The sequence below is a fragment of the Paenibacillus sp. FSL P2-0089 genome, assembly GCF_038595095.1.
Taxonomy (GTDB): domain Bacteria; phylum Bacillota; class Bacilli; order Paenibacillales; family Paenibacillaceae; genus Paenibacillus_AQ; species Paenibacillus_AQ silagei.
This window is the reverse complement of the sequence record NZ_CP152006.1, coordinates 677,702-701,907: the sequence shown is the minus strand read 5'-3', so window position 1 is coordinate 701,907 and position 24,206 is coordinate 677,702. Positions and strand designations below refer to the sequence as shown.

Sequence of the window (24,206 nt, the reverse complement as noted above, 5' to 3'; positions counted from 1 at the left end):
TAGCTCATTTATAACACTATTTTGACGCCATCTAACAAGGAGGCCCCCTAATGGACCGCACCTCGCAGCGCTTGCTCAAAGAAGACCGCGAACACGGGGATGTCATGTTCCCCCTGGCCGCCTACTGGATCGACCTTCCCGCCGGAGCCCATGTCCTGGACACCCACTGGCATGAGGAAGCCGAGTTCTTCCTGCTGCTGGAAGGCGAGATTCTGTTTCAGGTGGACACAGACTATTTCACGCTTCGCCCCGGTGAGGCCGTGTTCATTGAATCCGGGGATATCCATGCCGCATACGCGCTTACGGAGACCCCCTGCCGCTTCTGCGCCCTTGTCTTCCACCCCGACCTGCTGGCCAGCGCCCAATATGATACCATCCAGCAGAGTGTTATTCTGCCGCTTCAGGAGAAACGCCAGAGCTTTCCGCGCCACCTCACCCCTTCTGTTCCCTGGCAGGCGGAGCTGCTGCTGCATCTGAATCACATGATGAAGGCCTATGATCAACAAATGCCAGGATTCGAAGCCTATATGAAAGGAACCCTGCTGATTATGCTCTCGCAGATTGCGCAGCCGGGGCGCTTCGTCAACCACAGCCAGTCCGAAGGCGCGGAGCCCACGAAGATTGACCGCCTGAAGCGGGTAATTCTCTACATCCAGGACAACTACCAGGAGCCGATCCGCACCCGAGACCTGTCGGGGCTGATTCCGATGAGCGAAGGGCAATTCTGCCGTTTTTTCAAAAGCATGACCCGTAAGACGCCCGTCGATTACATCAACTCCTACCGGGTCCGCCAGGCCGCAGCCCTGCTGAAGCAGGGAGACCGCAAAATCTCCGATATTGCCATGGATGTCGGCTTCGACAACGTCAGCTACTTCATCAAAGTGTTCCGCAAAGTCATGAACTGCTCGCCTTCGGAATTCCGCAAGGACGCCGGTCCCTTCGCCGGGCAGAGCCAGCTTTATCCGTAGGCTGAACCCCGTCCTGTACTTTTTCCTGCTTACGGATGCCCGGATACGTTTAAGTTAGGGTATGGATGACCACAGCACCTGCCGCTTCAGCGGTGGCCTAATGGCTCATTCCGGTGGACATGCTGTTCCCCACTAATCTACTTACAGGAGGCAGATATTCATGAATCAACATGTTACCTTGCCAATTGAGGTACAGGACTTCTACAATGCAGTGAACCAATACCAGCCTGACGCTCTGATCGAATTGTTCGCTCCCGGCGCTACCGTGAAGGATAACGGGAAGTCGGCCGAAGGCACAGAGGCTATAGCGGCTTGGGGAGAATCCGAGCTATTCTCTGCTAAGGTCCGCTTTACTATTATGGAAATTGAAGAAATCCAGGGCCGCATTGCGGTGACCGCTGAGATGGAGGGGGAGTTCAATAAGAACCGTGTTCCCGCCCCGCAGCAGTTCACCCATGAATTCAAGGTACAAGGCGGCAAAATCAGCGAGCTGATCATCACGCTTAAATAACGCCGAGCAAGTTCAAAGTATAACCATACTTTATAACTCAAAAGGCTGTCCCATAAGTCATGAATATGACTACGCGGGACAGCCTTTTAATTACATAAGATGGGTTTCAGCACTGGAGTGGACGCGGCGATGGCCACTCCGTTGTGTTCTTGTGTTCCCTGATTGCATTTTCTGCAATAGATTCCGCTCTATATTGCCCTAGAACGCATTCTATTGTATTTCATACAGTAGATTACTGGATTTAGGCTCCAGAAGGCCATTTCCGGCGAATTCTATTGTATAGAGTGCAATAGAAGCTACTTTCCCGTCGATTTCAGAGACATCTATTGCACAAAGTGCAATAGCCAAACGTTGAGCATTAGAGTATAGGCAAGTTACTTAACACTACATCCCCATTACCTGCCAGCAAGCACGGAATTCCTCCCACCGTCTTTACGAATTACAATAAAGCAGGTGCTGTCCGGCAAAGGCACCGCCTGCCCGTTATCGTCCATCATAACCACTCTGTTCTCCAGCGCCTCCGTGTAGCCCTCCTGCAGGTAATGACGCAAGACCTCTATCTTGGCCCGGTCCCCCAGCGTCTGCTGAATGAATGCGGTGTACTGCGAAGGTGTGAAGTAGCCGAACTGTTCCTGAACCTCATGAATGTAGGCTTCCTCCCCCCAGGTGTAGGTATAGAGGAATTCCATCGCATCGTTTACCGGCATCAGAACCTCGTATTCGCCCAGCTGTTCATAACGGATATTCCGTCCGGCAAAATCCTTCGCGTACCGCTCCAGCCACGCCATCCCGTCCGCCTCCAGGAACCGCACTCTGCGCCGCTCCTCCTCCGGCTCGCTCATAATCCCGTCGCGGATAATGATCGTCCCGCCATCTGCCAGTACATCGAAGGCACTGGTCAGCGCTGCCGCCACCGTGCCATGATTGAACTTCCGGCCGTCCAGCGGCACATAGGAGTATAGCTCATGCAGAATCGATGAGAAAATCACCGTGTCCACCGTGCCCGGCTCCACATAATCCTTCAGGTTCAGCGCATCGCCTTGGAGCACCTCCCAGCGGCGGTCCTCCCGCTGCTTGCGCTGCCGCAGCGCTTCGATCACATTGCTTGCGATATCAATCCCCACTGGCACCACCTCCGGCATCCGCTCCTCAATCAGATCGAGCAGCACCCCGCCGCCGGGGCCGATGTCCAGCACCTTCCCTCCGGTAACGTAGTCCAGAATCACTGCCTTATAGTCAGCCGTATCATTCATCTGGCTTAAGTACGTATCCTCATTGTGGAAGCGGTCGAAAGCATCCCGCCGCAGATCGAACAGGTCGAACAGCAGCAGGACCGCCCGTTCATACAGCGCTGACTTCTCGGCCTCCATACAGAACTCAATCAGCTTCTCCGCTGCCGCTGAGAACTCGAACTGGAAGAACAGCGTATCCGGCAGATGCTCCTTACCCCGCAGCCTGTGCGTAAGATGCGGGTTGCTGCCGGAAGGCTTCACACCGCTGTAGATCTCCTCCCAGCTCAGCTCCGAGAGATACTTTTCAATAATCCGTTTCTTATAGACGTTGATCTTCTTGCTGCCCTTATAGTCATAATGAATACTGTTCATGACCGCCTCGAAGCTCAGATGGCTCAGATGGCTTAGCTGAAGCGGGCCGCTGCCGGCCACCAGACTCATGACCTTCAGGAACTGCTCCAGCGAGAAGGTCTGGAGCGCCGATTCCACATACCAGAAGGTGGCAGGCTGCAGCGGCTCTAGCGCAGCAGGGAGGAAGCCCTCCTGCACCAGCCCGTCCCACTCCGTCTCGTAATCCTCCCCCTGCGCAATGGACCCGGCGCGCATTCTCCGCAGACGTTCCTTCATCGGGACTTCAGGCTGCAGATTCCCTGAAGCAATTACAGCAATCAGCTCCATGACCTGCAGGCGGACCTCCTGCCACAGCTCCGGGGATACCGCAGCAATGATGCAGTGATTCAGTGCGAACAGCAGCCGCTCCAGCTCCTCTGCGCCCAGCAGTCCCTGCTCCACCAGTGCGGACAACGGAAGATTGACGGAAGGCGGAACCTCGCCGCGGATTTGCTGTCCAATCAGCCCATGCGTCTCGATCAGCGTATGTATGACCCGTCTCTTCTCGGCAGAGCCTGCCTCGTCCTGCTTCATCCCTTCTGCATACCTCCGGTACAACTCTGCGGAGCCGATATTATGAACGAAAATATTAATACCCTCTTCCTGCCAGCTCCGCCGCTGCCGGAGAGTCCCGCCCTTAGCCGTCTCCGACCAGATCAGCGTCTCCTCGGCCAGCTCCTTGATCCAATACGACAGCGGCAGACTGTCCAGCACCCGCAGACTCCGCTCTACATAATCCAGCACCGGATTCTGCTGCGCAAGCGACTGCAGCGATTCTACCCGCTCCAGGTTCACAATCGTCTGCTCAGCCTGCACGATGTACTCCAGCCACGGATAGCCTTCTCCGGCAGGCCATCCTCCTTCACGATACGCCTCTATAGCCCGTAATGATTTCAGCATTTGCATACCTCCCTATGTAATAGCAATCTATATACAATAGCCCATGTGCTTCAGGTTTGAATCAGAGTGTCCCCGGAATGGAACAAACCGCAAGCTTCTATTATAGAAGCCTGCGGCTGCGAAGAGCTCTTGTTCAATTGTATCAGATAGTTGGCCGGGAATCAGATTCCTCTCATTTCACACCTGCCATGAATTCTCTGTAATCCTTGACAATCTCCTTGGACAGCGTATGATGCAGATAATGTCCGCCATTGAGCGGCACCAGCTTACCGTACACGGAATCCTTCACCTGTTCCTCATGCAGCTGCATCCAGCCCTCAACATCGGTATTATTTGACTGTACGAAGAGCAGCAGCGGAAGCTCTTTGGGGAAGGTCAGCGTCTGGGCTGCTGTGAAATTCTCCTTGAAATGATCGATCTCATTCACGACAGTGTCATTGTTTAAATTCTTGGTGGCGATCATTTTCATCTGCTGCTTGGTGTATTCGTCGAATGGAAGCCCGGCATACGGGTCGCTGCCTATCTTTTGAAACAATCTCATGATGCCGGATTTGTCCAGGAACTTAAGCGTCCCCACCGGTATTTTATCGTCCAAGCCCCCTTGGTTCGGCACACTGCTGTCAATTCCTACAAAAGCCTGCACTTCATCCTTATACTTGTTCACATAATCCAGTCCGTAGATTCCGGCGATGGAATGTCCCATGAGTGTGTATCGCTTGATTCCAAGCTGCTGCAGCGCTTCATGAATCTCACTGACGATATTGTCCGAGGTCCGTTCCTTGTCGGTCCGGTCACTTAAGCCATAGCCGAACGGCTCCACCACGACTACTTTGTAGTTAGGAGACAGCTCGTCTACCAGCGGTTTGAAATCAAGCGCCGGTGCCCCGGTGCCATACCCCGTCAGCAGCACCACAGTCTCCTCACCCGATCCCTGGATGAGTACATTCATCTTCTTGCCATCGACTGGCACAAGCTGCCCGTACTGATCAATCTTCTTCAGCTCCGCTTTGCTGCTGATGATATTGACCACAAATACTACGGCAAAAAACAATACGATCACAATCAACAATGCCGCTATAGACTTAAGCAGGATTCTGAGTCCTTTTTTCATTATACAATCACCTGTCCTTATGAATCGGTTGTACTGCCTTGATGAAGTGCTAAGGATAGTATATATAATGAAAATGTACTCTCCGTGACGGTAATATGAACGGAGGATGAACGGTGTAATAATCTAATCTGCCGGTGTATTCAGGGGCAGCGTTACAATGAAGCTTGTGCCTGCGCCTAGCTCACTCTCGACCCGGATATCGCCTTGATGAAGCAGGACGATCTGCTTCACGATGGCCAGCCCCATCCCGCTGCCGTTATACTTGTTGCTGTGGGAGCGGTCCGCCTTGAAGAAACGTTCGAAGATCCGCTTCTGATCCTCGGGAGCGACCCCGATGCCGGTGTCGGATACACGAACGGTTACACTTTTATTATCTTGCTTCGTATGGACACTGATTACTCCCCCATCCCCGGAGAACTTAATGCTGTTGCCCAGCAGGTTCGTCCATACCTGGCTCAACAGGTCATAATCCGCCGTCAGCGTGGCAGCCGTCAGCTGAAGATCGAAGTTGATGCGCCGGGCCGACCATTGCGGCTGAAGAGCAACAATCACGCGCCGGATCTGTTCATCCAGGCTGAAGGTGGTGAACCGGAGCTGCTGGGACTGCGATTCAAGCAGACTCAGCTTCAGCAGGCTGTCGCTCATCTTAGACATCCGTTCGGCTTCCCCGATGATGATATCGATATAGCGGCCCCGTTCGCTCTCAGGAATATTCATCTGCTTCAGCGCCAGGGCATAGCCGGAGATGGAGGTCAGCGGCGACTGCACCTCATGAGATACATTCGACACGAAGTCACGGCGCATCTGCTCCAGTTGCTGCAGATCATGCGTCATCTCCTCGAAGCTGCGCGCGAGGGCGCCCAGCTCTCCCTTTTGCTTGATATTCAGCTTCACGTTGAAGTCCCCGGCTGCGATCTTGCGCGTCGCGTTGGTCAGCTTCTTAATCGGCCGGACCACGAACATGGCCGCCACCAAGATCACGAGACTCCCGGAGACCAGCGAATACACCACGAAATTCACCAGCCATTTCAGCACAAAAGCGGAGGAGGGGGGACCGACCGGCTCTACGAACAATGCTTTTTTTCCCGTATCCGTAGTTAATTGCATCCCTAGCAGGCTGATGGAGATACCTGACGGATTGACCTGCACAATTCCGCCTGCCAGCACCTGCTGCACCTGCGCTTCAGTCACGGTCTCCAGCTTCATTCCTTCTGGCCCGCCATAAGACTGAACCCCGCCGTTCGCATCGTAAATCCGCACATGATAGGTCTCAAGCTGCTTCATGCCGCTTACGAACTTGTCAGCTTCCGTCAGCGGAAAGGCATCATAGATCTGTACGACATCTTGTGCGAAGCGTAGCAATTGAAACTGCAGGTTCTCATTCAATTCATCTTTGTATATCCAGATTGCCAGATTGAAGGAGATCACTGTCCCCCCGATTACGGAGATCAGATAAGTCAGGACCACACGGGTATATAAGGACTTGATCATTCAGTAACCTCAATCCGGTATCCCAGACCGCGGACAGTCTCGATCCGAAAATCCGGCGAAGCCGCAAACCGTTCACGCAGGCGCTTGATATGTACATCTATCGTCCGGTCATCCCCCGAGTAATCAATGCCCCAGATCTGGTCGATCAGCTGCTCGCGGGTATAGACCTGCCCCGGTGTTCCGGCCAGCTTATACAGCAGCTCGAACTCTTTAAGCGGCAGGGACAGCGCTTCTGTCCCGTTCATCACCTTGTAGGTCTGCCGGTCCAGCGTTACCTCTCCGATACGGATCGTATGCGACTTGCCGATTCCCGAGCGCTTCAGCAAGGCTCTGACCCGGACCGTCAGCTCCAGAGGATCAAAGGGCTTAGTCAGATAATCATCGGTTCCCAGCTCGAATCCCTTCACCTTCTCCCAGGTCTCCCCCTTCGCCGTCAGCATTAACAGCGGCAGCTCCGGGTCTGCTCTGCGAAGCTCCTTGCATAGCGCCCAGCCGTCCATCACCGGCATCATAATATCCAGGATGACCAGATCCACATGCGTTCTGGCATAGACCGCCAGCGCTTCTTGCCCGTCTGCCGCTTCAGCGGTATCGAATCCGTCATTGCGCAGAAATAGGCAGACAAGCTCGCGGATATTCGCATCGTCGTCTGCAACAAGTATAGTAGGCATCTATTCCCTCTTTTCGTATGATCCGGCCTTATAAATATTTCTGTCTTCCCAGTAGCATCACCCTGCTGCTTTGCCGGTATGCACCGACACCATCCCCCACTCCGGCTCCGCGCTCCGGCTAGGTGCCGAACCGCTGCCGGTAGCCGCATTTACGGCACAGCTCCTCAACAGCTTCCCGGCGCGAGAAGCCATAGAACAGATTATTCGCCCGTTCCCCCTCGACAATCTCAGAGAACGGCTGCTCATGAATATTGCCGAGGTTGATCACCCCTTCGCCATCCAGACAGCACGGCACAACGGTGCCGTCTACCAGGACCGCCGCCTGGCTGCGCAGCGCATGGCAGAAGCCCTTGCCGTCATCCTCCGGCTCATGCAGCGCCGGCCATCTGAACTCGTGGTCCTGGTTCAGGTACACATGCGGGGCAATCTTCACGCCGCTGCCGGGGACGACCTTCTCCTCGATCCTGTAGCCCAGTCCGAAAGCCTCCTCCAACAGGGCCAGCGTCTCACGGTTGCGCTCCTTCTCCAGATTCGTCCGGTTGTCCTCCGTCAGATTCCAGAGCCGGAACGAGACAATGACACCTTGGGCGGAGATCTCCCGGACGAACTGGATGATCTCTGTAAGATAACCTTCACGGTTCTCCGAGCCTGCATGGCCGTCGAAGCTGTGCAGCGAGAAGTTCATCTGCCGCAGTGCCGGCTTGCCGAGCAGCTTCGGCCCCGCTTTACGGATCAGCGTGCCGTTGGTCGTAATATTGACCTTGAAGCCCTTGGCATGCGCGGCATCCAGCAGCTCGCCCAGCTTCGGATGCAGCAGCGGCTCGCCTTTGACATGCAGATAGATATGATTGCTATGCGGTTTGATCTCATCAAGAATGGTGTTGAACGTCTCCAGCTTCATGAAATTCTTCTGCCGCTCCGTGGGCGGACAGAAGCTGCAGGCCAGGTTGCAGACGCTTGTGATCTCGATGTATACCTTTTTGAACGTCTTCAAGTTCCGCTCCCCATTTCAATATATAATGCAGACCAGGTTGCCCGTTACGTTAGAGATCCGAAGCATACCGCAGGCCAATCTGGGCTCTCGCCTCTTCCATCAGCTCTGCCACCGCCAGGGAATTGGCGTGGCTGTTGGTCGCGCTCTCCCGCTGCCCGCTCTTCAGCAGATGAATGAACTCCTCAATCTCATAGTACATCGCCTCATACACCTGCGGGAGCGTAAGCTCCTCGACGGTTCCGTCGCGGTAGTGGATTTTGACCTGATAGGGCTGGTTAATCTTGTCGATCACCATCGTTCCGTTCTCGCCCTGAATCTCAGCAGGCAGATAGGAATCGGCAATCTTGGAATGCATGACCACCGCGTCCATGTCCGGGTAACGCATGACCATACTGCCTTCCCCGTCCACCCCTGAAGCGAGCATCAGCCCAACGGCCTTGACCGAATCCGGCTTGCCGAACAAAGCCACCATCGGATATAAGCAATAGATCCCCAGATCCATCAGAGAGCCGTTGGAATATTCAGGATTGAACGCATTCAGCACCGTCCCCTGGCGGTAAGCATCATACCTCGAAGAGTATTGACAATAACCTGCGAAGTAGCGCCGGACTTGACCCAGCTTATATAAGTTATCCCGGATCACGCCAAAATTCGGCATGAACGTGGATTTCATCGCTTCCATGAACAGCACATCATTGCTGCGCGCAGCTTCAATCATCGCCTTCAGCTCCCGGCTGTTGGAGGCCGCCGGCTTCTCACAGATCACATGCTTGCCGTGGTTCAGACAGATCAATGAATGCTCCGCATGCATCGAGTTGGGGCTGGCGATATAGACCGCGTCCACCTCTGCGCTTGATACCATTTCCTCCAGATCCGTATAGATCGAAGCCCCGGCATACTTGGCGGCAAAAGCCTGTCCCTTCTCCTCTGTGCGGGAATACACGGCCGTGAGCAGAAACTCCTCATTCTCAAGTCCCGCCTGCACAAAGCGGTCTGTAATCCAGTTAGTCCCTACAACCCCGAAACGAATAGTCATGAATGATCCCGTCCTTTTTTAAATATATAAGCTATAACTGCTATTTTCTCATTCCATGATAGGTATGTCCACTTATATACCGTAATTTCCGACAAATTCCGCTAGATTTCGATTGTGAAAAAAAGCACCTGAGAATAGGCACAGGATTCACCTTCATTCGGCAACACCGCCCATCAGAGCATGGGGCCATTCGTCCAGCCTTTACCTCTGGGGGCCATGCATTATCTCACACAGAGCCACTCCACTCTAACCTACCTTGCATCCCACACAGATCCACTCTACTCTAACTTACCTTGCATCCCACACAGAGACATTCACTCCAACTTAGCCTTGCATTTCCCACAACCCAGCCTGCAATTGTACTTCGTACAATAGAATCCGGTGTAAAGCTCCCATTTTGCCATTCTGCTGTATTTCGTACAACAGAATTTGGAGTTTGCGCCTGTAGCAGGCCTCCCCCCATAAATCTGCTGTATCAAATACAACAGAATTGATTTTAGAGGTGTTTTGGGGACTTTCTATTGTACATAATGCAATCACCCGACTGGCGGAGGCAGGTTAGGCGCAGTAGCGGTGAGCAGCGCGCAATGGCAGTTGGCAGTTGGCACTGGGCAGTTGGCATTGGGCAGTTGGCACTGGGCAGTGAGGTACATGTACTATCCAGTGTCCCACATTTCGAGCGATGGCAAACAGCCCCCGCTCATCCCGGCGGGGGCTGTCTTCATCCTGCGCGGGCCCCACTGGACACGCACCTATTTTACCCGTAAAAAGCTACAAGCTGGCGCACGATCTCCGCCTTATCATGATCGACCACGACCTGATGCTGCGGCTGCTCGAACAGGGCCGAGATCTGAGCCGGGAACTCCTGCTTGATGCCGGTCAAGGCAATTGCCTCGTCGAACTTGGCCGGATGCGCTGTAGCGTAAGCAATGCTTACTTCATCAGGCGCGCTGAACTTCTCGTAGGCCGCTACGCCGCACGCCGTATGCGGGTCGAGCAGATAGCCGGATTCCTGCTGGTACTTGCTGATGATCTCCAGACACTGTGCATTCTTCACGCCCAGCGCGGAGAAATCCGCCTGTACCCGGGCCAGCAGCTCGCCGTCCACCTTAATCGCGCCCTCGCTCTGCAAGGCTGCCATGTACCCGGACAGCTTATCCGCATCCTCGTCCAGCAGATAATACAGATAGCGTTCGAAGTTGCTCGCCACCTGGATATCCATCGACGGGCTGTAGGTGCCCGTGAAGCTGCCTGGTTTGTATTCGCCGGTGACCACGAACCGTTCGAGGATGTTATTCTCATTGGTGGCGATGATCAGCTTGTGGATCGGCAGACCCATTCGCTGCGCCAGGTAGCCTGAGAAAATATTGCCGAAGTTACCCGAAGGCACGCTGATATTGACCTTCTTCTGATCGCTTCCCGGAAGCTGCAGATAAGCATGGAAATAATAGACCGTCTGCGCCAGAATGCGCACGAAGTTAATCGAGTTAATCGCCCGCAGGTGATACCGTCCCTTGAAGTCGAGATCGGCGAACAGCTCCTTGATAATCTTCTGGCAGTCGTCGAAGTTACCCTCTACGGACAGATTCAGCACATTGCTGTCATCTACGGTAGTCATCTGCAGCTCCTGCACCTTGCTGACCTTGCCGTGCGGATGAAGGATACAGATCTTGATGCCTTCCTTGCCGCGCACACCCTGAATCGCAGCCGCTCCGGTATCGCCGGAGGTAGCCCCGAGAATATGGATAATCTCACCGCGCACCTTGGCAATATATGAATACAGCTCGCCCATGAACTGCAACGCCACATCCTTGAAGGCAAACGTCGGCCCATGGAACAGCTCCAGCACGTACAGGGAATCGCTCACTTTATGCAGCGGCGTTACTTCCGGAGCGCGGAAGCTGCCATAGCTGGTGTAGACCATCGAGCGCAGATCCTCATAAGGAATTTCATCATTGGTATAATAGGAGAAAATCTCAAGGAAAAGCTCCTGAAAGCTTAGGCTTCTCCATTCTTCCAGCTTCTCCGGGGAGATCACCGGAATCTCGGCCGGTACCATCAACCCGCCGTCATCCGCCAGCCCCATCAGAACCGTATCAATAAAGCCTCTGGCCGCTACCTTGCCTCTTGTGCTTATATACTCCATACCCGTCTCATCCTCCTGAACCCCTCTTTATTTACTGTACATAGTACCACGTTTACGCGTTAAAGTCCGCTGATTCTATAAGATTAAGGCTCACCGGGGCTATTTGCCCTGAAGCTCTTTCCAGACGGTTTTGTTGCTGTACTTCTTCTCTGTGCTGACATCCAGGCCGAACCATTCCGGGGCTATAAAGCCTTCCGCCTCCTCCAGCGAATCGAACTCTACCTCAAGCACCGTAAGCTCCAGCTGGGTATAGAGATCAATCTCCACCGTTGTACCGTTCCATACGCCTGTAATGCGGGTTTTGACCAGCGGGACTGCCTTCACAGCCTCAATCATCTGATTATACAACCCTGCGGAAATGAAATATTCAATCTCCTGGCGGCTGATGCCCTTGCCATCCTTGAACGTATGCGTGTACGTAACCTCGCCTGTGTCCAGATCCGTGATCTTCCGCACCCGCAGCTCCTGCCCGTCCTCAATCGCAAGATACGTCTGGTCAATACTGTGACGGGTCAGCACCTTAAGCTGTCCTTCTTCAATCAGCCGCTCCGGGTATTCCGGCAGCAGGAATTTGCGTTCAATCTCCATAGCCATGCTGTTTCTCTCCTCTGTGTGCGAGCTTTATGCGAGCGTTAATGTTACATATTATTTATCATCATAGGGGCGGGTCATACGCAAGTCAACCAGAGGGAACGGATTCACCGGGAAAAAAATCCTATACCTTCTGTCCGCCTAAGGCATGAATGTTATTCGCTCCCCAAGCCACGATCTCTTCAATTAACGGAACCAATTCCTGCCCGGAGGGGGTAAGGGAATACTCGACGCGCGGAGGCACCTCAGGATATTGCTCACGGTGGATAATCCCGTAGTCGATAAGATCCTTGAGACAGTTCGTTAGCGTTGTTCCGGTGATGCCGTTCAGCCTTCTTTTTAGTTCGTTATACCGGATCGGCCCCTCTTCGCTCAGTAAAGCGAGGATAGGCAGATTCCACTTCCCGCCGATGACATGAAAGGCAAAGGTGGCAGGGCACATCTGCGTTAAGTCAACCTCATATTTCATAGGTGATTCCTCCATTAGTATATTTTATATACCAGGTATTAAAAACAATAGTACTTGTTAATCTGATGCCAGATATTATAATCATACTACAAGTAGGAACGGAGGAGGTAACCCCTTATTATGAATACAAATCCTATGATCTGTGATCTGAAGACAGGTGTATGCGGGGTAAGCGACGAGGAGCATACACAAATTATAGATTTCAATCCGCAGCAGCAGCCCAAAGTTACTCTCTATTATGCGACTGATCCGATCTGTTCACACTGCTGGGCCATCGAGCCTACCCTGAACCGGTTTATCCAGCAATATGGCAAGTATTTTGATCTACAGCCTCTGATGGGCGGATTATTAGCCGGTTGGAATGGCTTCGCTGACAAGGCAAATGGAATACAGCAGCCAGCCGATGTAGCGGGTCACTGGAAGGAAGTCGGAGCGCATTACCGCATGCCCATTGACGGCACCCTATGGCTGAACAATCCGGTCATGTCCTCTTATCCGCCCTCCAGAGTATTCAAGGTGATCCAGCAGAGACATCCGGGGAAGGAACTGGCCTACTTGCGGAGCGCCAGAGAAGCCGTCTTCGTCTTCAACCGGAATATCGGAGAAGAAGAGGTCCTCGCGGATATTGTGAATAGTCTGGGATTACCCGGCGATGAGATCGTTCAGGCCGCAGGACAGGAAGCGGCACAGGAGCTGCTGGAGGAGGATTTCCAGAAGGTGGCCCAGCTCGGCGTACGCGGCTTTCCGACCCTTGTCATGGTCAATGAAGAGAACCAAGGCATCAAGCTCGTCGGGTCCCGTACGCTGCAAAACTACGTGGACGCACTACAGCAGCTTATCCCTGAGCCTCTTGCTCCTGCTGCTCTCCCCGCTATGCCGGAGCTACTGGCCGAAGGACATCTTCTCTTCGCCAGAGAAATCGAGGTTATGTACGATATCAAGCCAGAGGATGTGGCGGCCTTCACCGCCGCTGCGCTTCCCGAGCATGCATATCGCACCGGGCAGATCCTGGGTGAGATGTTCATCGAACCGGCCTGAAGGCGGCCGTATCCAACAAAGAGCGGTCCTCCGATGACGGGGGACCGCTCTTTGTTGGATTATACTGAATCATGATGCCCATATACCGAATCATGCTGCCAATGCGGACTGAGAATCCGCTATTCCGCATAAATAGCCGCTTTGGCCCTGTCATCCGGACTCAGTGGCCCCTATTCGTGCGATTTCGCCTTGAAACGGCCAGCCCGGAAGACAATAAAGTCTTCTGAGTCCGCAAGAACAGAAATCAGGTTAGTTTATGAGCAAATAAGGTCATGTCAGTCCGCAAACCGCCTGTGGGTCAGGGGAGCTACGACTCTAGAGGTGAATTCACGCTACGGCGGGATCCCCGCTGCGGCAGAATCACAGTTGCGGCGGAATCACAGTTGCAGGCAAGTCCACGGTTACGGAAGTATCCTCATCTGCGTGAGAGTTCGTGATTAGATATAATCCGCCATCGAGCGGACTACGAGTCCTGTTGGCGTGGCAGGAGTGAAGTCTGACCCTCCGCCGCTGCTCCCGCCCCGAATCGAGAACTCCACCGTCTTCGGCTCGCCCGGCAGCAGATCGAAGTAATTATCCGAGAAGATCCCCTCTTCTTCCACCGTCAGGTGCACACCCCGCGCCAGCACATCGCTGCTCAGCGTGAAGCTCTGCCCGCCGCTTCCCGGTACCTCTGTCACCGTGATGACCGGCTTGCTCAGCGGAATATCCTTCGCCCGGGCGAAGTAATGCTCCTTGCGCTCCAGCACTTTCCGTGTCTCAGACTCCAATACCTGTCTTGTCTCCGGCTCCAGCACTTGCCTTGTCCCCGGCCCCTGCTCCACCGCCTGCCCACTCTCCAGGAGCGAAGCCACCAGCAGCACACTGGCCGGTTCACGGCCCTCTAACACTTCGGCCAGCGGCAGTGTGAAGACCACAGCCGATGAATCCGCAGCAAGGGTTACCGGCTGTGACCATTCGCGCAGCAATAGGCCGCTGATATCATGCAGCCGCAGAACCAGCTCTGCGTCCAATGCCTCCCGCCGGTCAGATACCCCATAGACCTTGACGCTCTCCCCATCCGTGCTGTCTACAGACAGCAGCACCTCTTGGAAGCTGCGGCGCACCGTATATTGCAGCGCCTTCCAGCGCCCGTAATAATCCATGCCCGCCCAGGAAGCTACCGGCCAACAGTCATTCATCTGCCAGTACAGCGTGCCCATGCAATAAGGCTTGTTACGGCGGTGACTCTCCATAGCCATGCGGATCGCCTCGGCCTGAAGCACCTGGCTCATGTACAGGAAGCCCCGGAAATCCTTCGGCTGCGGCAGATACATATCCATATACTCCTTAATCAGCTGATTGCCCGCTCCATTCTTCTGATGGGCCAGCATGACCTTTGATTCCAGCGCCAGCTCCGCTTCCTCTGCATAGCTCAGCACCGACTTCAGCTCCGGGAAGGACTGGAAGCCGTATTCGCTCATGAAGCGGCCCACCTTGAGATTATAGTTCTCGAACGGCTCCTTGGCGTGCCAGACGCCCCAGTAGTGGATATCCCCGTCACCCATAATCCGCGTGGCATGCTGATCCTGACCACCTGTGAGTTCGCGCAGCGGCGAGGACGGCCAGTAATCCATACCCGGATGGTTCGCGGCCACAGCTTCCGGCAGAATCCGGTGGAAGATTTCCTCATAGGCAGTCCATAAGCTCTGGCGAATCTCAGCATTCAGCTTCTCCTTCCAGCCCCAGCCCATGTACTCCTCATGCTGCGACCAGGCCGAGTCAATCTCATTGTTCCCGCACCAGAGCGCGATACAAGGGTGGTTACGCAATCTGCGGACATTATATACCGCTTCTGCGCGGACATTATTCAGGAACGCCTCATCGCCCGGATACATGCTGCAGGCGAACATGAAGTCCTGCCAGACCAGCAGCCCGTATTCATCACACAGCCGGTAGAACACTTCTTCTTCATAGAAGCCGCCGCCCCACACCCGCAGCATATTCATATTGGATTCCACGGCCGTGGCAATCTCATGGCGGTAACGTTCTTCCGTAACCTCCGTGATGAAGCTGTCATTCGGGATATGATTGGCACCCTTGGCGAAGACCGGCACCCCGTTCAGCTCAAAATGGAACGACGCCCCCTGCGCATCCGGCTTACGCACCAGCTTAATTTCCCGAAGCCCCGTCGTTACCTCCGATACTGCTACAGCCTCCGCTCCTTGCAGCAGCTCTGCACGGAAAAGGTACAGCTCCGGCGTGCCCAGGCCGTTGCACCACCACAGGCGCGGGCGGTCAATCACCAGCTCAAGCTCTAGCGTCTGCTTGCCCGGAGTGAGCGTAACCGCCTTCATCCATTCCTGCCCTTCGGTACTTAACCGCAGCATTCCGCTCCACGTTTCCGGTGCGTCCGCTTCAATCACGGCTGTGAGCCGGGCCTCCTGCTCATTCACCGCATGCTGGCGAATGTACAAATCCTCAATCGCCGCAACGTTACGGCCTGTCAGCACAGCTTCCCGCCAGATCCCGCTGGTCAGGAATCGGGGACCCCAGTCCCAGCCGTAGTGATATGGCGCTTTGCGGGCAAATACGCTGATCCGCTGCTCCTGAAGACCACCTAACTCAGACTGGTCATTCGGCGCAGGCAGATTGTAGCCCAGTGCCGCCAGCTTTGGCAGATCCTCGGTCACCACCGAGCGGAAGACGATGCGGATCTCATTCTCACCCGCCCGCAGCAGCCCCTTCACATTCACGGTCCAGGACAGGAACATATTATCTGCGGACAAGGCGTGAACGCCGTTCACATACACATCGGCATACGTATCCAGCCCGGCGAACACCAGCTCCGTAACCGCCAGCGTCTGCCATATCTCTTCTAATACAAATCCGGTTCTGTATTCCCAGTCCTTTTTATCAATCCATTGCAGCTCATGTTCATTCGTTCCATAGAAGGGCTGATCGATAACGCCATTGCGCAGCAGATCCGTATGCACCGTTCCCGGTACAACAGCCGTAAGCCATTCTTCATCTCCGCAGGCTCTGAATTCCCAGTGGTTCAAGTTCTTTTGCTGTTGATTCATAAATCCTCCTAAAAGTTTTGTTTTAGCTGCCATCATTGTATTTTGTTATCTTATTGTTAGCAATAACTTAATTATAATCGGAGAAACAGAACAAATAAAGACAATAAATAATAATTGAATACATTTCTACATCAATAAATTAGCGCTATAATATTAATGTAAACGCTAACATTTTAACGAAAAGGGGACAAAACAATGAGGAATAAGTTATTATCGTTATTTTTCGTTATTATCATGATTTTCTCTTTATCCCTGACCGGCTGCGGCTCCAACAATAAAGGCAATGCCGCAAAAGCCACAGATGAACCGACAGCAGCCACCGTCGCTCCGGAGAGCACCGGCGGAGATGCAGCGGCTGCAACCGCAGAGCCGGCAGCCCCGGGCGGAGCCGACATCAGCGGCAAGATCATCTTCCTGACCAACAGAACCGACATGATCGGCAAAGAGTATGACGAATATGTGAAACGCTTTAATGAGAAATATCCCAATATCAAGGTAGAATTTGAAGCCTCCCAGACGGACTACAATCAGCAAGCCAAGGTCCGCATGGCCAGCGGCGAGCTGCCTGACGTCATGTTCGTTCCCAATATTCCCAACTCCGACCTGCCGAAATATTTCGCCCCGCTGGATGATCTGGGACTGAACGACCAGCTCACCTTCAAAGACTTCAAGGCCTTTGAAGGCCAGCTCTACGGAATCACTACCGGGAACTCCACCTCCGGTATTGTATACAACAAGAAGGCATTCTCCGATGCCGGAATTACAGAGGTTCCGAAGACCTGGGATGAATTCCTGGCTGCCTGCGAGAAGCTCAAAGCCAAAGGCGTGGTACCGCTCGCCTCCAACTTCAAGGACAAATGGCCGCTTAACGACTGGGTATACGCAGTTCCCCGCGTTATTGCCGGCAACCCTGACTTTCCTAACCAGAAGCTGACAGAGGATGCACCGTTCACCATGGACAACGGATACGGCAAATCGCTCAGCCTGCTCAGAGAGCTGAATGAGAAGGGCTATCTGGAGAAAGACATCAACTCCACCAACTGGGAGCAATCGAAGAAGGATATCGCCTCCGGCAAGTTCGCTATGTACTTCCTGGGCAACTGGGTCATCAATCAGGTGATCGGCGCCGGAACCACCTCCGACAACGTAGGCTTCTTCCCGCTTCCCTATGACAACTCAGGTACATTGACGGCTCCGCTCAGTCCTGACTTCTTTTATGCCGTAGCCAAGAACAGCAAGAATGTCGATGCCGCCAAAGCGTTCGTCAAATGGATGATTGAAGATTCCGGGTATGAGGATTTCGCCGGCTTCATCTCTCCGCTTAAGGGCAGGGAATCCAAGCTGACCCAGCTTAAGGAATTCCAGTCCACCGGCGTAGTACTGCAGGAAGGCACGGTAGACAACGCCCAGGTTACAGAAATCACCAACAAGGCGCAGCTTGACCTGCCGGCTATGGCCCAGGAATTCGTCCTGGCCAAGGACCCGCAGACGGTCTTCGACAAATGGAACAAAGCCTGGGCCAAGGCCAAGAAAGACCTCGGCTACTAAAACAATTCACCCTGCTTCCACAGGCAGCCGGACGTACCCTCTGACGTACAAATGGATTATCGCCTTCCCGGATAATCCATTTTGTCGTCAATCCCGCCGAGCTCACATGAAAGAAGGTCAACCTATTGTTCGGAACCCTATCCTACAACAAGCAGAAGACGATTATCATTGTCTCCTTCCTGCTGATTCCGCTGATCCTCCTTGGCACTTTCACATATTATCCGGCGCTCAAGCTGATCTATTACAGCTTCACGAACTGGGACGGCTACAGCCCCGAGAAGCCTTGGGTCGGCCTCGCCAATTACCGTGAGGTATTCAGTACACCCGATATTTTCAAAGTATTTACCCATAACTTCGCTTATTTCGTCATGGGTATTCTGCAGAATCTCGCAGCGATCTATTTCGCGGTGGTCCTGAACAGCAGGCTGCGGGGCCGAAATGCTTTTCGCATCCTGCTCTTCCTGCCTTACATTATGAACGGTGTGGCCGTCGCCTTCATGTTCGGATATGTGTTCGACACGACTAACGGCTCGCTGAACTTATTCCTGAACAGCATCGGCCTGAGCGGCCTGGGACAGACCAGCTGGCTCGGCACCGAAGGACTGGTGAACTATTCGCTCGCCTCCACCGGCTTCTGGCGGTTCATGGGCTACAATATGGTCATCTACATCGCCTCGCTGCAAGCCATCCCGCGCGATATCTACGAAGCGGCCAAGATTGACGGAGCCGGCTCTCTGCAGACGCTCTGGAGAATTACCCTGCCGAATATGAAGGCCGTCATTCAGCTCAATCTGTTCCTGACCGTTACTGGTGCGCTTGAAGTGTTCGATCTGCCGTTCGTGCTGACCAAAGGCGGCCCTGCAGGCGCCAGCCAGACCTATGTACAGCGTGTGGTCGATACGGCATTTGCCTTCAATAACTACGGCCTGGCTTCGGCAATGAGCATCATCCTGCTCTTCTTCGTAGTCATTGTGCTGCTAGTCCAACAACTTGTTCTCAGCCGGGGAGGAGATAAATAGCCATGGAACCCTTCAGATTCCGTCCTAAAGACCTGTTCAAATACTTCACACTGCTGATCGGGGTATTCGTGGTATTGTTCCCGCCCTATGTCGTCATCGTCAACGCCTTCAAATCCACGGACGAGTTCAACAGCAGCAGCTCCATGGCTCTGCCGCACAGCTTCCTTAACTTTGACAACTTCATTGCTGTGTTCCAGCGCGGCGGCCTGCTCAGCGGCTTCGGCAATGTGCTCATTATCATTATAATTACATTGACCCTGAACATTCTGTTTGGCACAATGGTGGCATATGTACTCGGCCGGTTCTCCTTCAAGCTGAAGCCAGTCGTGTTCGGCGCTTATCTGATCGCCACCATCATACCGAGCATCACTACCCAGGTCGCCACCTTCGGCATCATCAAAAACATGGGTCTCTACAACACACTCGGCGCTCCCATTGTGCTCTATATCGGGGCCGATGTGATTCAAATTATTCTCTATCTGCAGTTCATCCGCAATATTCCGTTTGATCTCGACGAGAATGCCATGGTCGAAGGCGCTTCCCTGTTCAAAATCTACCGTTCGATCATCTTCCCGCTGCTCACACCGGCTACAGCTACGCTGGTTATCCTGAAAACAATCAGCATTTATAATGACATGTACATCCCATACCTCTATATGCCCAAGCAAAGTCTGGGTGTCGTTACGACGATCCTCATGCGTTTTCAAGGGGTGAATTCCGGCGAGTGGAATCTGATCTGTGCGGCGATTCTGCTGATTCTGCTGCCCACAGTCATTCTCTACTTCTTCCTGCAGCGTTATATCTTTGAAGGCGTAACGAGCGGCGCGGTAAAGTAGGGCTGTACGGAAAGGAACAACAACCGTGTTATCCTATATCCGGAGATTTCCGCGGACACTTTGGCTGTTTCTGGCCAACCTGCCCATGGAGCGCAAGCTGATTGTAGTATTTATATTTCTGATCTCCTTGCCGATCACCTATGTCAGCTACCTGTCGTCCCGCTCCACCTTCCATTCCGTACTGGTTAATGCTACCTCAAGCGCCGGGCAGGTGGCCGGCAGCGCCTCGGACACTATTGACCGGTATGTGGCTGACCTTAAGCGCTATACCGCACTTCCGCTATATAACACGGATGTCCAGTTCTATCTGGAGCAGCAGGATACCGACTGGGACAAGAATACCGGTATGTCGATGTTCCTGAGTTATTTGAGCCATACGAAGGAAGAGATCGTTGCCGTCTACCTGGTGGACAAATACGGATCGGTCTACTATGACAAGGCTTCGGGGATCAGCGAGCTGTTCCCGGCTGAACGGCTCGCGCAGTGGCAGAGCCTGACCCGGGAGGGGGTAACCCCCGTGATTCAGGGCAGGCATACGATCCGTGTGAATGCCGGTGACAGCCGCGAGGTATTCAGCGTTCTGCGGAATGTCAGCTCGGTCAGCTCCCTGCAGAAGATCGGCATCATTGTCTTCGATATTAGCATCAGCCTGTTCAAAGGCATCGTCGATCCCGTCAATGCCGTTACCCTGGGAAGCACGATGATTGTCGATGACCGGGGCGGAGTCATGTATGCCAGCCCGCAGGCAGATGGCAGCAGCCGGCTGCTGGAGGACTACACCGACCAGTTCCTGCAGAAGGTGAAGGGTCCCGAAGGGCATTTTCAGCTCTCGCTGGAGGGCAAGGAATACCTTGCGGTATACACCGTATCGCGCAGAACAGGCTGGATCACGCTGGTGTCCATTCCGCTGGAGAGGATTCTTTCTCCCGTAGCGAAGACCCGGAATGCTCAGATGCTTACGACGCTGGTCATCATTGCCTTCGCCCTGATTGTCGCCACCTTCATCTCCCACGCGCTGACGAAGCCGCTGAAATCTCTGGTCCGCCTGATGAAGCAGGTGCAGCACGGCAATCTGGATGTCTGGGTAAATCCCCGGTTCAATGATGAGATCGGCATGCTGAGCAGTCATTTTAACCGCATGATCATCCGGGTCAAAGGCCTGCTTGAGGAGGTGACACTGACGGAGAAGCGCAAGCAAAAAGCCGATATGCGTGCCCTGCAGAACCAGATCAACCCGCATTTCATCTACAACACCCTGGAATCCATCCGCATGCTGGCCGAGGGCAGCGATGATCCGCGCGTGGCGAAGCTGACTTACCTGCTGGGCATACAAATGCGGTACGGGGTTGTCCGCAGCGAAGAACTAGTAACCATCCGGCAAGAGCTGGATCATACACGCAATTATCTGGATATGCTGCAGATCCGCTTCCCCGACAAGTTCAGCCTGGAGATTGAGGTGCCGGACAACCTGCTGCCCTTGCCTGTGATTAAGCTGGTCTTCCAGCCGATTGTGGAGAATGCCGTCTTTCACGGCCTGGAGCCCAAGGAAGGTCCGGGCACGATCCGAATCACCGGCCGGGCCGAGGGGAATCAGGCTGTATTTTGCGTAGAGGATGATGGGGTAGGCATGAATAAGCATACACTGCATACGCTGAACGACAGCTTGGCCTGCGGAGCGGACGGGGAGCGGTTCGGCATTGGCCTCAGCAATGTGAACGAACGGCTCCGCATGGATTATGGCAGCCCGTTCGGACTGCGCGTGGAGAGCGAGGCCGGCCGGGGCACGCGGGTCATTCTGCGGATTGAGATTTTTCCCGGCCTGCACAAGGAAGAGTAACCGGAAACGGGATCTTGTAGCACACAATTTCGGAAAAAGGGGAGAGCGGCTTGCTGCGTATAATAATCGTAGATGATGAGGTCCTGATCCGCGAGGGGCTGGCCCGGATGATCAGCAGGGAGAGCCCTGAATTTCATATTATCCGTACATATGCCGACGGCAGGCATCTGCTGGATGAGCTGCCTTCCCTCCAGTTCGATGTTGTAATTACCGATATCCGCATGCCGCAGACCGGGGGCCTGGAGCTGATCCGGCTACTTAGAGTCAGCCGCCCCCAGGTCCGTTCCCTCTTAATGAGCGGATTCGTGGAATTTGATTATGCCCGCGAAGCAATCCGCAGCTCAGCGGTCGATTATCTGCTGAAGCCGATCAATAAAGAGCAGCTGTTCGAGATTTTGTACCAGCTGGACAAGGAGCGCACGCTGCTGCGTGAGCAGGAGGAACGGCAGCGCACCGGAATGCTGCTCTCTATCCTGCATATGGCGGAGCCCCCGGGGCTGCTGCTCGCCAGCCTTCATTTGCCCGCACCTTATTTCTCGGTGCTGCTGCTTAAGGGAGACTCGCCCGAAGCCGTCCGGGCCTGTGCAGAGCATCTGCGGCAGCACAAGCCGGAGTGCTTCGATGTGCTGGAGCTGCGCCGGGGACTCCAGGCCTGGGTCTGGTACGCTGCGCAGCCGCTGACACCGGATCAGCTGCAGGAGATCCGGGAGCATCTGCACACTGCCGCCTCAGGGCATATCCTTCATGTGGGGATCAGCCGCCCCTATGCGGACGCTGCCCGGCTCGGGGGTGCCTATCTGGAGGCCAGGATGGCCTGTGATCAGGGAATGTATCAATCCCGGCTGCTGTATTACGCTACGGTGGACGAGCTGATGCTGCCGGAGAAGACTAGGGCTGAGCCGGTTGCCGCTTACCGCGATCTGCTGGTCCATGATTTGCAAATCCTGAATATCGAGGGCATCCAAGCAAGACTGCACCAGCTGTTCTCGGGGCTTGCGGAAGAGCGTGTATCGCCCGCGCAGATTCCCGGCATTTGCCGGGAGATTGAAGCGCTGGCCCGCAAGGAGCTGCCGGAATTCGAGGCGGTCCACCGCAAGGGCGCTGCGCTGAGTCTGGAAGAGCAGATTGCGGACTGTATGCGGTTTGCAGATATGGAGACGCTGTTCGCAGCCTCCTTCTCAGCCGCCCTGATCAGTATACGCGCCCAGCGTCTCGAGCTGTCCGGCACCGCTATTGAGACGGTCAAGCGCTGGATCTCGGCCCACTACAACCAGCACGCAGATCTGAATACCCTGGCGGGAATGGTCTATCTTACACCCAGCTATCTAAGCAAGCTGTTCAAGCAGGTAACCGGCCTCACGCTGACCGATTACATGATCGAAATCCGTATCCGCAAGGCCAAGCAGCTGCTGAAGAATGCCCCGGACCTCAAAATCCATGAAATCGGCGTTGAAGTCGGCTATCCCGATCCCGCTTATTTCAACAAGCTGTTCAAGAAGGTTGTCGGTGTAACACCGAATGAATTCAAACGAATCTCACCGGTAGAATGAGGGTGACTCCTTGGAGCCTCCAACCCGGGCTGGCAATATGTTATTTGTTATCTATATCATTGTTTGATTTTGTCGTTAAGTGTTCTTCCGTGTTCCATGCTCATGCTCCTTAATCACCTGCTCCGTCCCAAGCAGAATCAGCCTCAGGCCGAATTCAAAAGCCCCATCGGTCCCCAGCAGCTCGAACAGTCCATTCTTGAACATCCTGCGGAATAACCCAACCTCCTTCTCGTTCATGGAGTCCATCAGGCGGAGCAGTTCCTCGCCCGGAGGCTCCTGCTGTTCCTTAGCCATCATGGAGACATTACGCTCATGCTCATAATCATCCAGCACGAAGAAGAACACGAAGTTCACAAGTGTAGTGACCACCTGCACCTTCTGCGCCTCCTCAAGCGGCGTGGATTCCACACAGTGCAGCATCCGGTTGTTGAACCGGATAATGTCCGGCTCGTGGGGCAGTGTCATCATCATAAGCTGCGTGGAGCAGGAATACCGGCTGAGCACACTCCGTACCGTTACCGCAAATGCTGTCAGCTGTTCCTTCCAGTCGCCCTCCGGGCGGTGCTCCTCCAGGATGACTCTGGAGATGTGGTTGGCCAGCCGCTGGTAGAGGTTCTGTTTGCTCTTGAAATACCAATACAGCGAGGGAGCCTGAATCCCCAGCCGGTCAGCCAGACGCCGCATACTGAATTTTTCGATCCCCCCCTCCCTGAGAAGCTCCCATGAAGCTTCCAGAATCCGGTCTTCCGAGATTTGAGGTTGTGCTTTTTTCATCGCTATCCGCCCTTTTATCTAACAGTGTAAGT

Annotated in this window: 19 protein-coding genes; 8 read left to right on the top strand and 11 right to left on the bottom strand. The window is 54.2% G+C overall.

The genetic code is table 11. The features are described 5' to 3' along the window. Positions 1-50: 50 nt before the first annotated feature. Both NST69_RS02850 and NST69_RS02845 read left to right on the top strand, forming a co-directional pair. The gene (locus NST69_RS02850; protein ID WP_342548427.1) at positions 51-968 is read left to right on the top strand and encodes an AraC family transcriptional regulator; all 918 of its coding nucleotides are present in this window, start codon (positions 51-53) and stop codon (positions 966-968) included. Between the two features lie 160 nt (positions 969-1,128). Then, a complete protein-coding gene (locus NST69_RS02845; RefSeq protein WP_051494108.1) occupies positions 1,129-1,479 on the top strand; it encodes a nuclear transport factor 2 family protein in 351 nt (116 codons plus the stop codon). 395 nt (positions 1,480-1,874) lie between these two features. On the opposite strand, the gene NST69_RS02840 is transcribed toward NST69_RS02845, so the two are convergent. From NST69_RS02840 to NST69_RS02800, 9 genes are all read right to left on the bottom strand, one after another. Next, complete coding sequence (locus tag NST69_RS02840) at positions 1,875-4,001, bottom strand: class I SAM-dependent methyltransferase (protein ID WP_342548426.1); 2,127 nt, start codon at positions 3,999-4,001, stop codon at positions 1,875-1,877. A gap of 172 nt (positions 4,002-4,173) precedes the next feature. Further along, positions 4,174-5,112 (bottom strand): alpha/beta hydrolase, encoded by a 939-nt coding sequence (locus tag NST69_RS02835; RefSeq protein ID WP_342548425.1) that lies wholly within the window; start codon positions 5,110-5,112, stop codon positions 4,174-4,176. Positions 5,113-5,235: 123 nt separating this feature from the next. Next, positions 5,236-6,603, bottom strand: coding sequence for a HAMP domain-containing sensor histidine kinase (locus NST69_RS02830; protein ID WP_339253734.1), 1,368 nt, complete (start codon positions 6,601-6,603; stop codon positions 5,236-5,238). After that, a complete protein-coding gene (locus NST69_RS02825) occupies positions 6,600-7,274 on the bottom strand; it encodes a response regulator transcription factor (RefSeq protein ID WP_036731256.1) in 675 nt (224 codons plus the stop codon). The genes NST69_RS02830 and NST69_RS02825 overlap by 4 nt, the downstream gene beginning before the upstream one ends. A 118-nt stretch (positions 7,275-7,392) precedes the next feature. Then, on the bottom strand, positions 7,393-8,268 hold the full coding sequence (locus NST69_RS02820; protein ID WP_036731254.1) for a radical SAM/SPASM domain-containing protein: 876 nt from the start codon (positions 8,266-8,268) through the stop codon (positions 7,393-7,395). A gap of 49 nt (positions 8,269-8,317) precedes the next feature. Beyond that, positions 8,318-9,304, bottom strand: a complete 987-nt coding sequence (locus NST69_RS02815; protein ID WP_342548424.1) for a Gfo/Idh/MocA family oxidoreductase — start codon at positions 9,302-9,304, stop codon at positions 8,318-8,320. Positions 9,305-10,061: 757 nt separating this feature from the next. Beyond that, the gene (gene thrC / locus NST69_RS02810) at positions 10,062-11,450 is read right to left on the bottom strand and encodes a threonine synthase (protein WP_036731249.1); all 1,389 of its coding nucleotides are present in this window, start codon (positions 11,448-11,450) and stop codon (positions 10,062-10,064) included. A 99-nt stretch (positions 11,451-11,549) separates the two neighbouring features. Further along, a complete protein-coding gene (locus NST69_RS02805; protein WP_036731246.1) occupies positions 11,550-12,044 on the bottom strand; it encodes a CYTH domain-containing protein in 495 nt (164 codons plus the stop codon). Positions 12,045-12,165: 121 nt separating this feature from the next. Next, positions 12,166-12,510 carry a helix-turn-helix domain-containing protein gene (locus NST69_RS02800; RefSeq protein WP_342548423.1) on the bottom strand — a complete coding sequence of 115 codons (345 nt, stop codon included), beginning with the start codon at positions 12,508-12,510 and terminating at the stop codon, positions 12,166-12,168. Positions 12,511-12,630: 120 nt separating this feature from the next. Here NST69_RS02800 and NST69_RS02795 point away from each other — a divergent pair, with 120 nt between their 5' ends. Beyond that, on the top strand, positions 12,631-13,548 hold the full coding sequence (locus NST69_RS02795) for a DsbA family protein (protein WP_342548422.1): 918 nt from the start codon (positions 12,631-12,633) through the stop codon (positions 13,546-13,548). 437 nt (positions 13,549-13,985) lie between these two features. On the opposite strand, the gene NST69_RS02790 is transcribed toward NST69_RS02795, so the two are convergent. Further along, positions 13,986-16,610, bottom strand: coding sequence for a glycoside hydrolase family 2 protein (locus NST69_RS02790; protein ID WP_342548421.1), 2,625 nt, complete (start codon positions 16,608-16,610; stop codon positions 13,986-13,988). Positions 16,611-16,805: 195 nt separating this feature from the next. Between NST69_RS02790 and NST69_RS02785 the strand changes: the two genes are divergently transcribed. The 5 genes from NST69_RS02785 (at position 16,806) to NST69_RS02765 (ending at position 23,400) form a co-directional block, all read left to right on the top strand. After that, positions 16,806-18,158, top strand: a complete 1,353-nt coding sequence (locus NST69_RS02785; RefSeq protein ID WP_342548420.1) for an extracellular solute-binding protein — start codon at positions 16,806-16,808, stop codon at positions 18,156-18,158. Between the two features lie 125 nt (positions 18,159-18,283). After that, the gene (locus NST69_RS02780; RefSeq protein WP_339253715.1) at positions 18,284-19,177 is read left to right on the top strand and encodes a sugar ABC transporter permease; all 894 of its coding nucleotides are present in this window, start codon (positions 18,284-18,286) and stop codon (positions 19,175-19,177) included. A gap of 2 nt (positions 19,178-19,179) precedes the next feature. Beyond that, positions 19,180-20,013 carry a carbohydrate ABC transporter permease gene (locus NST69_RS02775; RefSeq protein WP_339253713.1) on the top strand — a complete coding sequence of 278 codons (834 nt, stop codon included), beginning with the start codon at positions 19,180-19,182 and terminating at the stop codon, positions 20,011-20,013. Positions 20,014-20,038: 25 nt separating this feature from the next. Further along, positions 20,039-21,850, top strand: a complete 1,812-nt coding sequence (locus tag NST69_RS02770) for a sensor histidine kinase (protein WP_342548419.1) — start codon at positions 20,039-20,041, stop codon at positions 21,848-21,850. Positions 21,851-21,900: 50 nt separating this feature from the next. Then, positions 21,901-23,400 (top strand): response regulator, encoded by a 1,500-nt coding sequence (locus NST69_RS02765; RefSeq protein ID WP_342548418.1) that lies wholly within the window; start codon positions 21,901-21,903, stop codon positions 23,398-23,400. Positions 23,401-23,475: 75 nt separating this feature from the next. Here NST69_RS02765 and NST69_RS02760 read toward each other — a convergent pair whose 3' ends face one another. Beyond that, positions 23,476-24,174 carry a TetR family transcriptional regulator gene (locus tag NST69_RS02760; protein ID WP_342548417.1) on the bottom strand — a complete coding sequence of 233 codons (699 nt, stop codon included), beginning with the start codon at positions 24,172-24,174 and terminating at the stop codon, positions 23,476-23,478. Positions 24,175-24,206 lie beyond the last annotated feature (32 nt).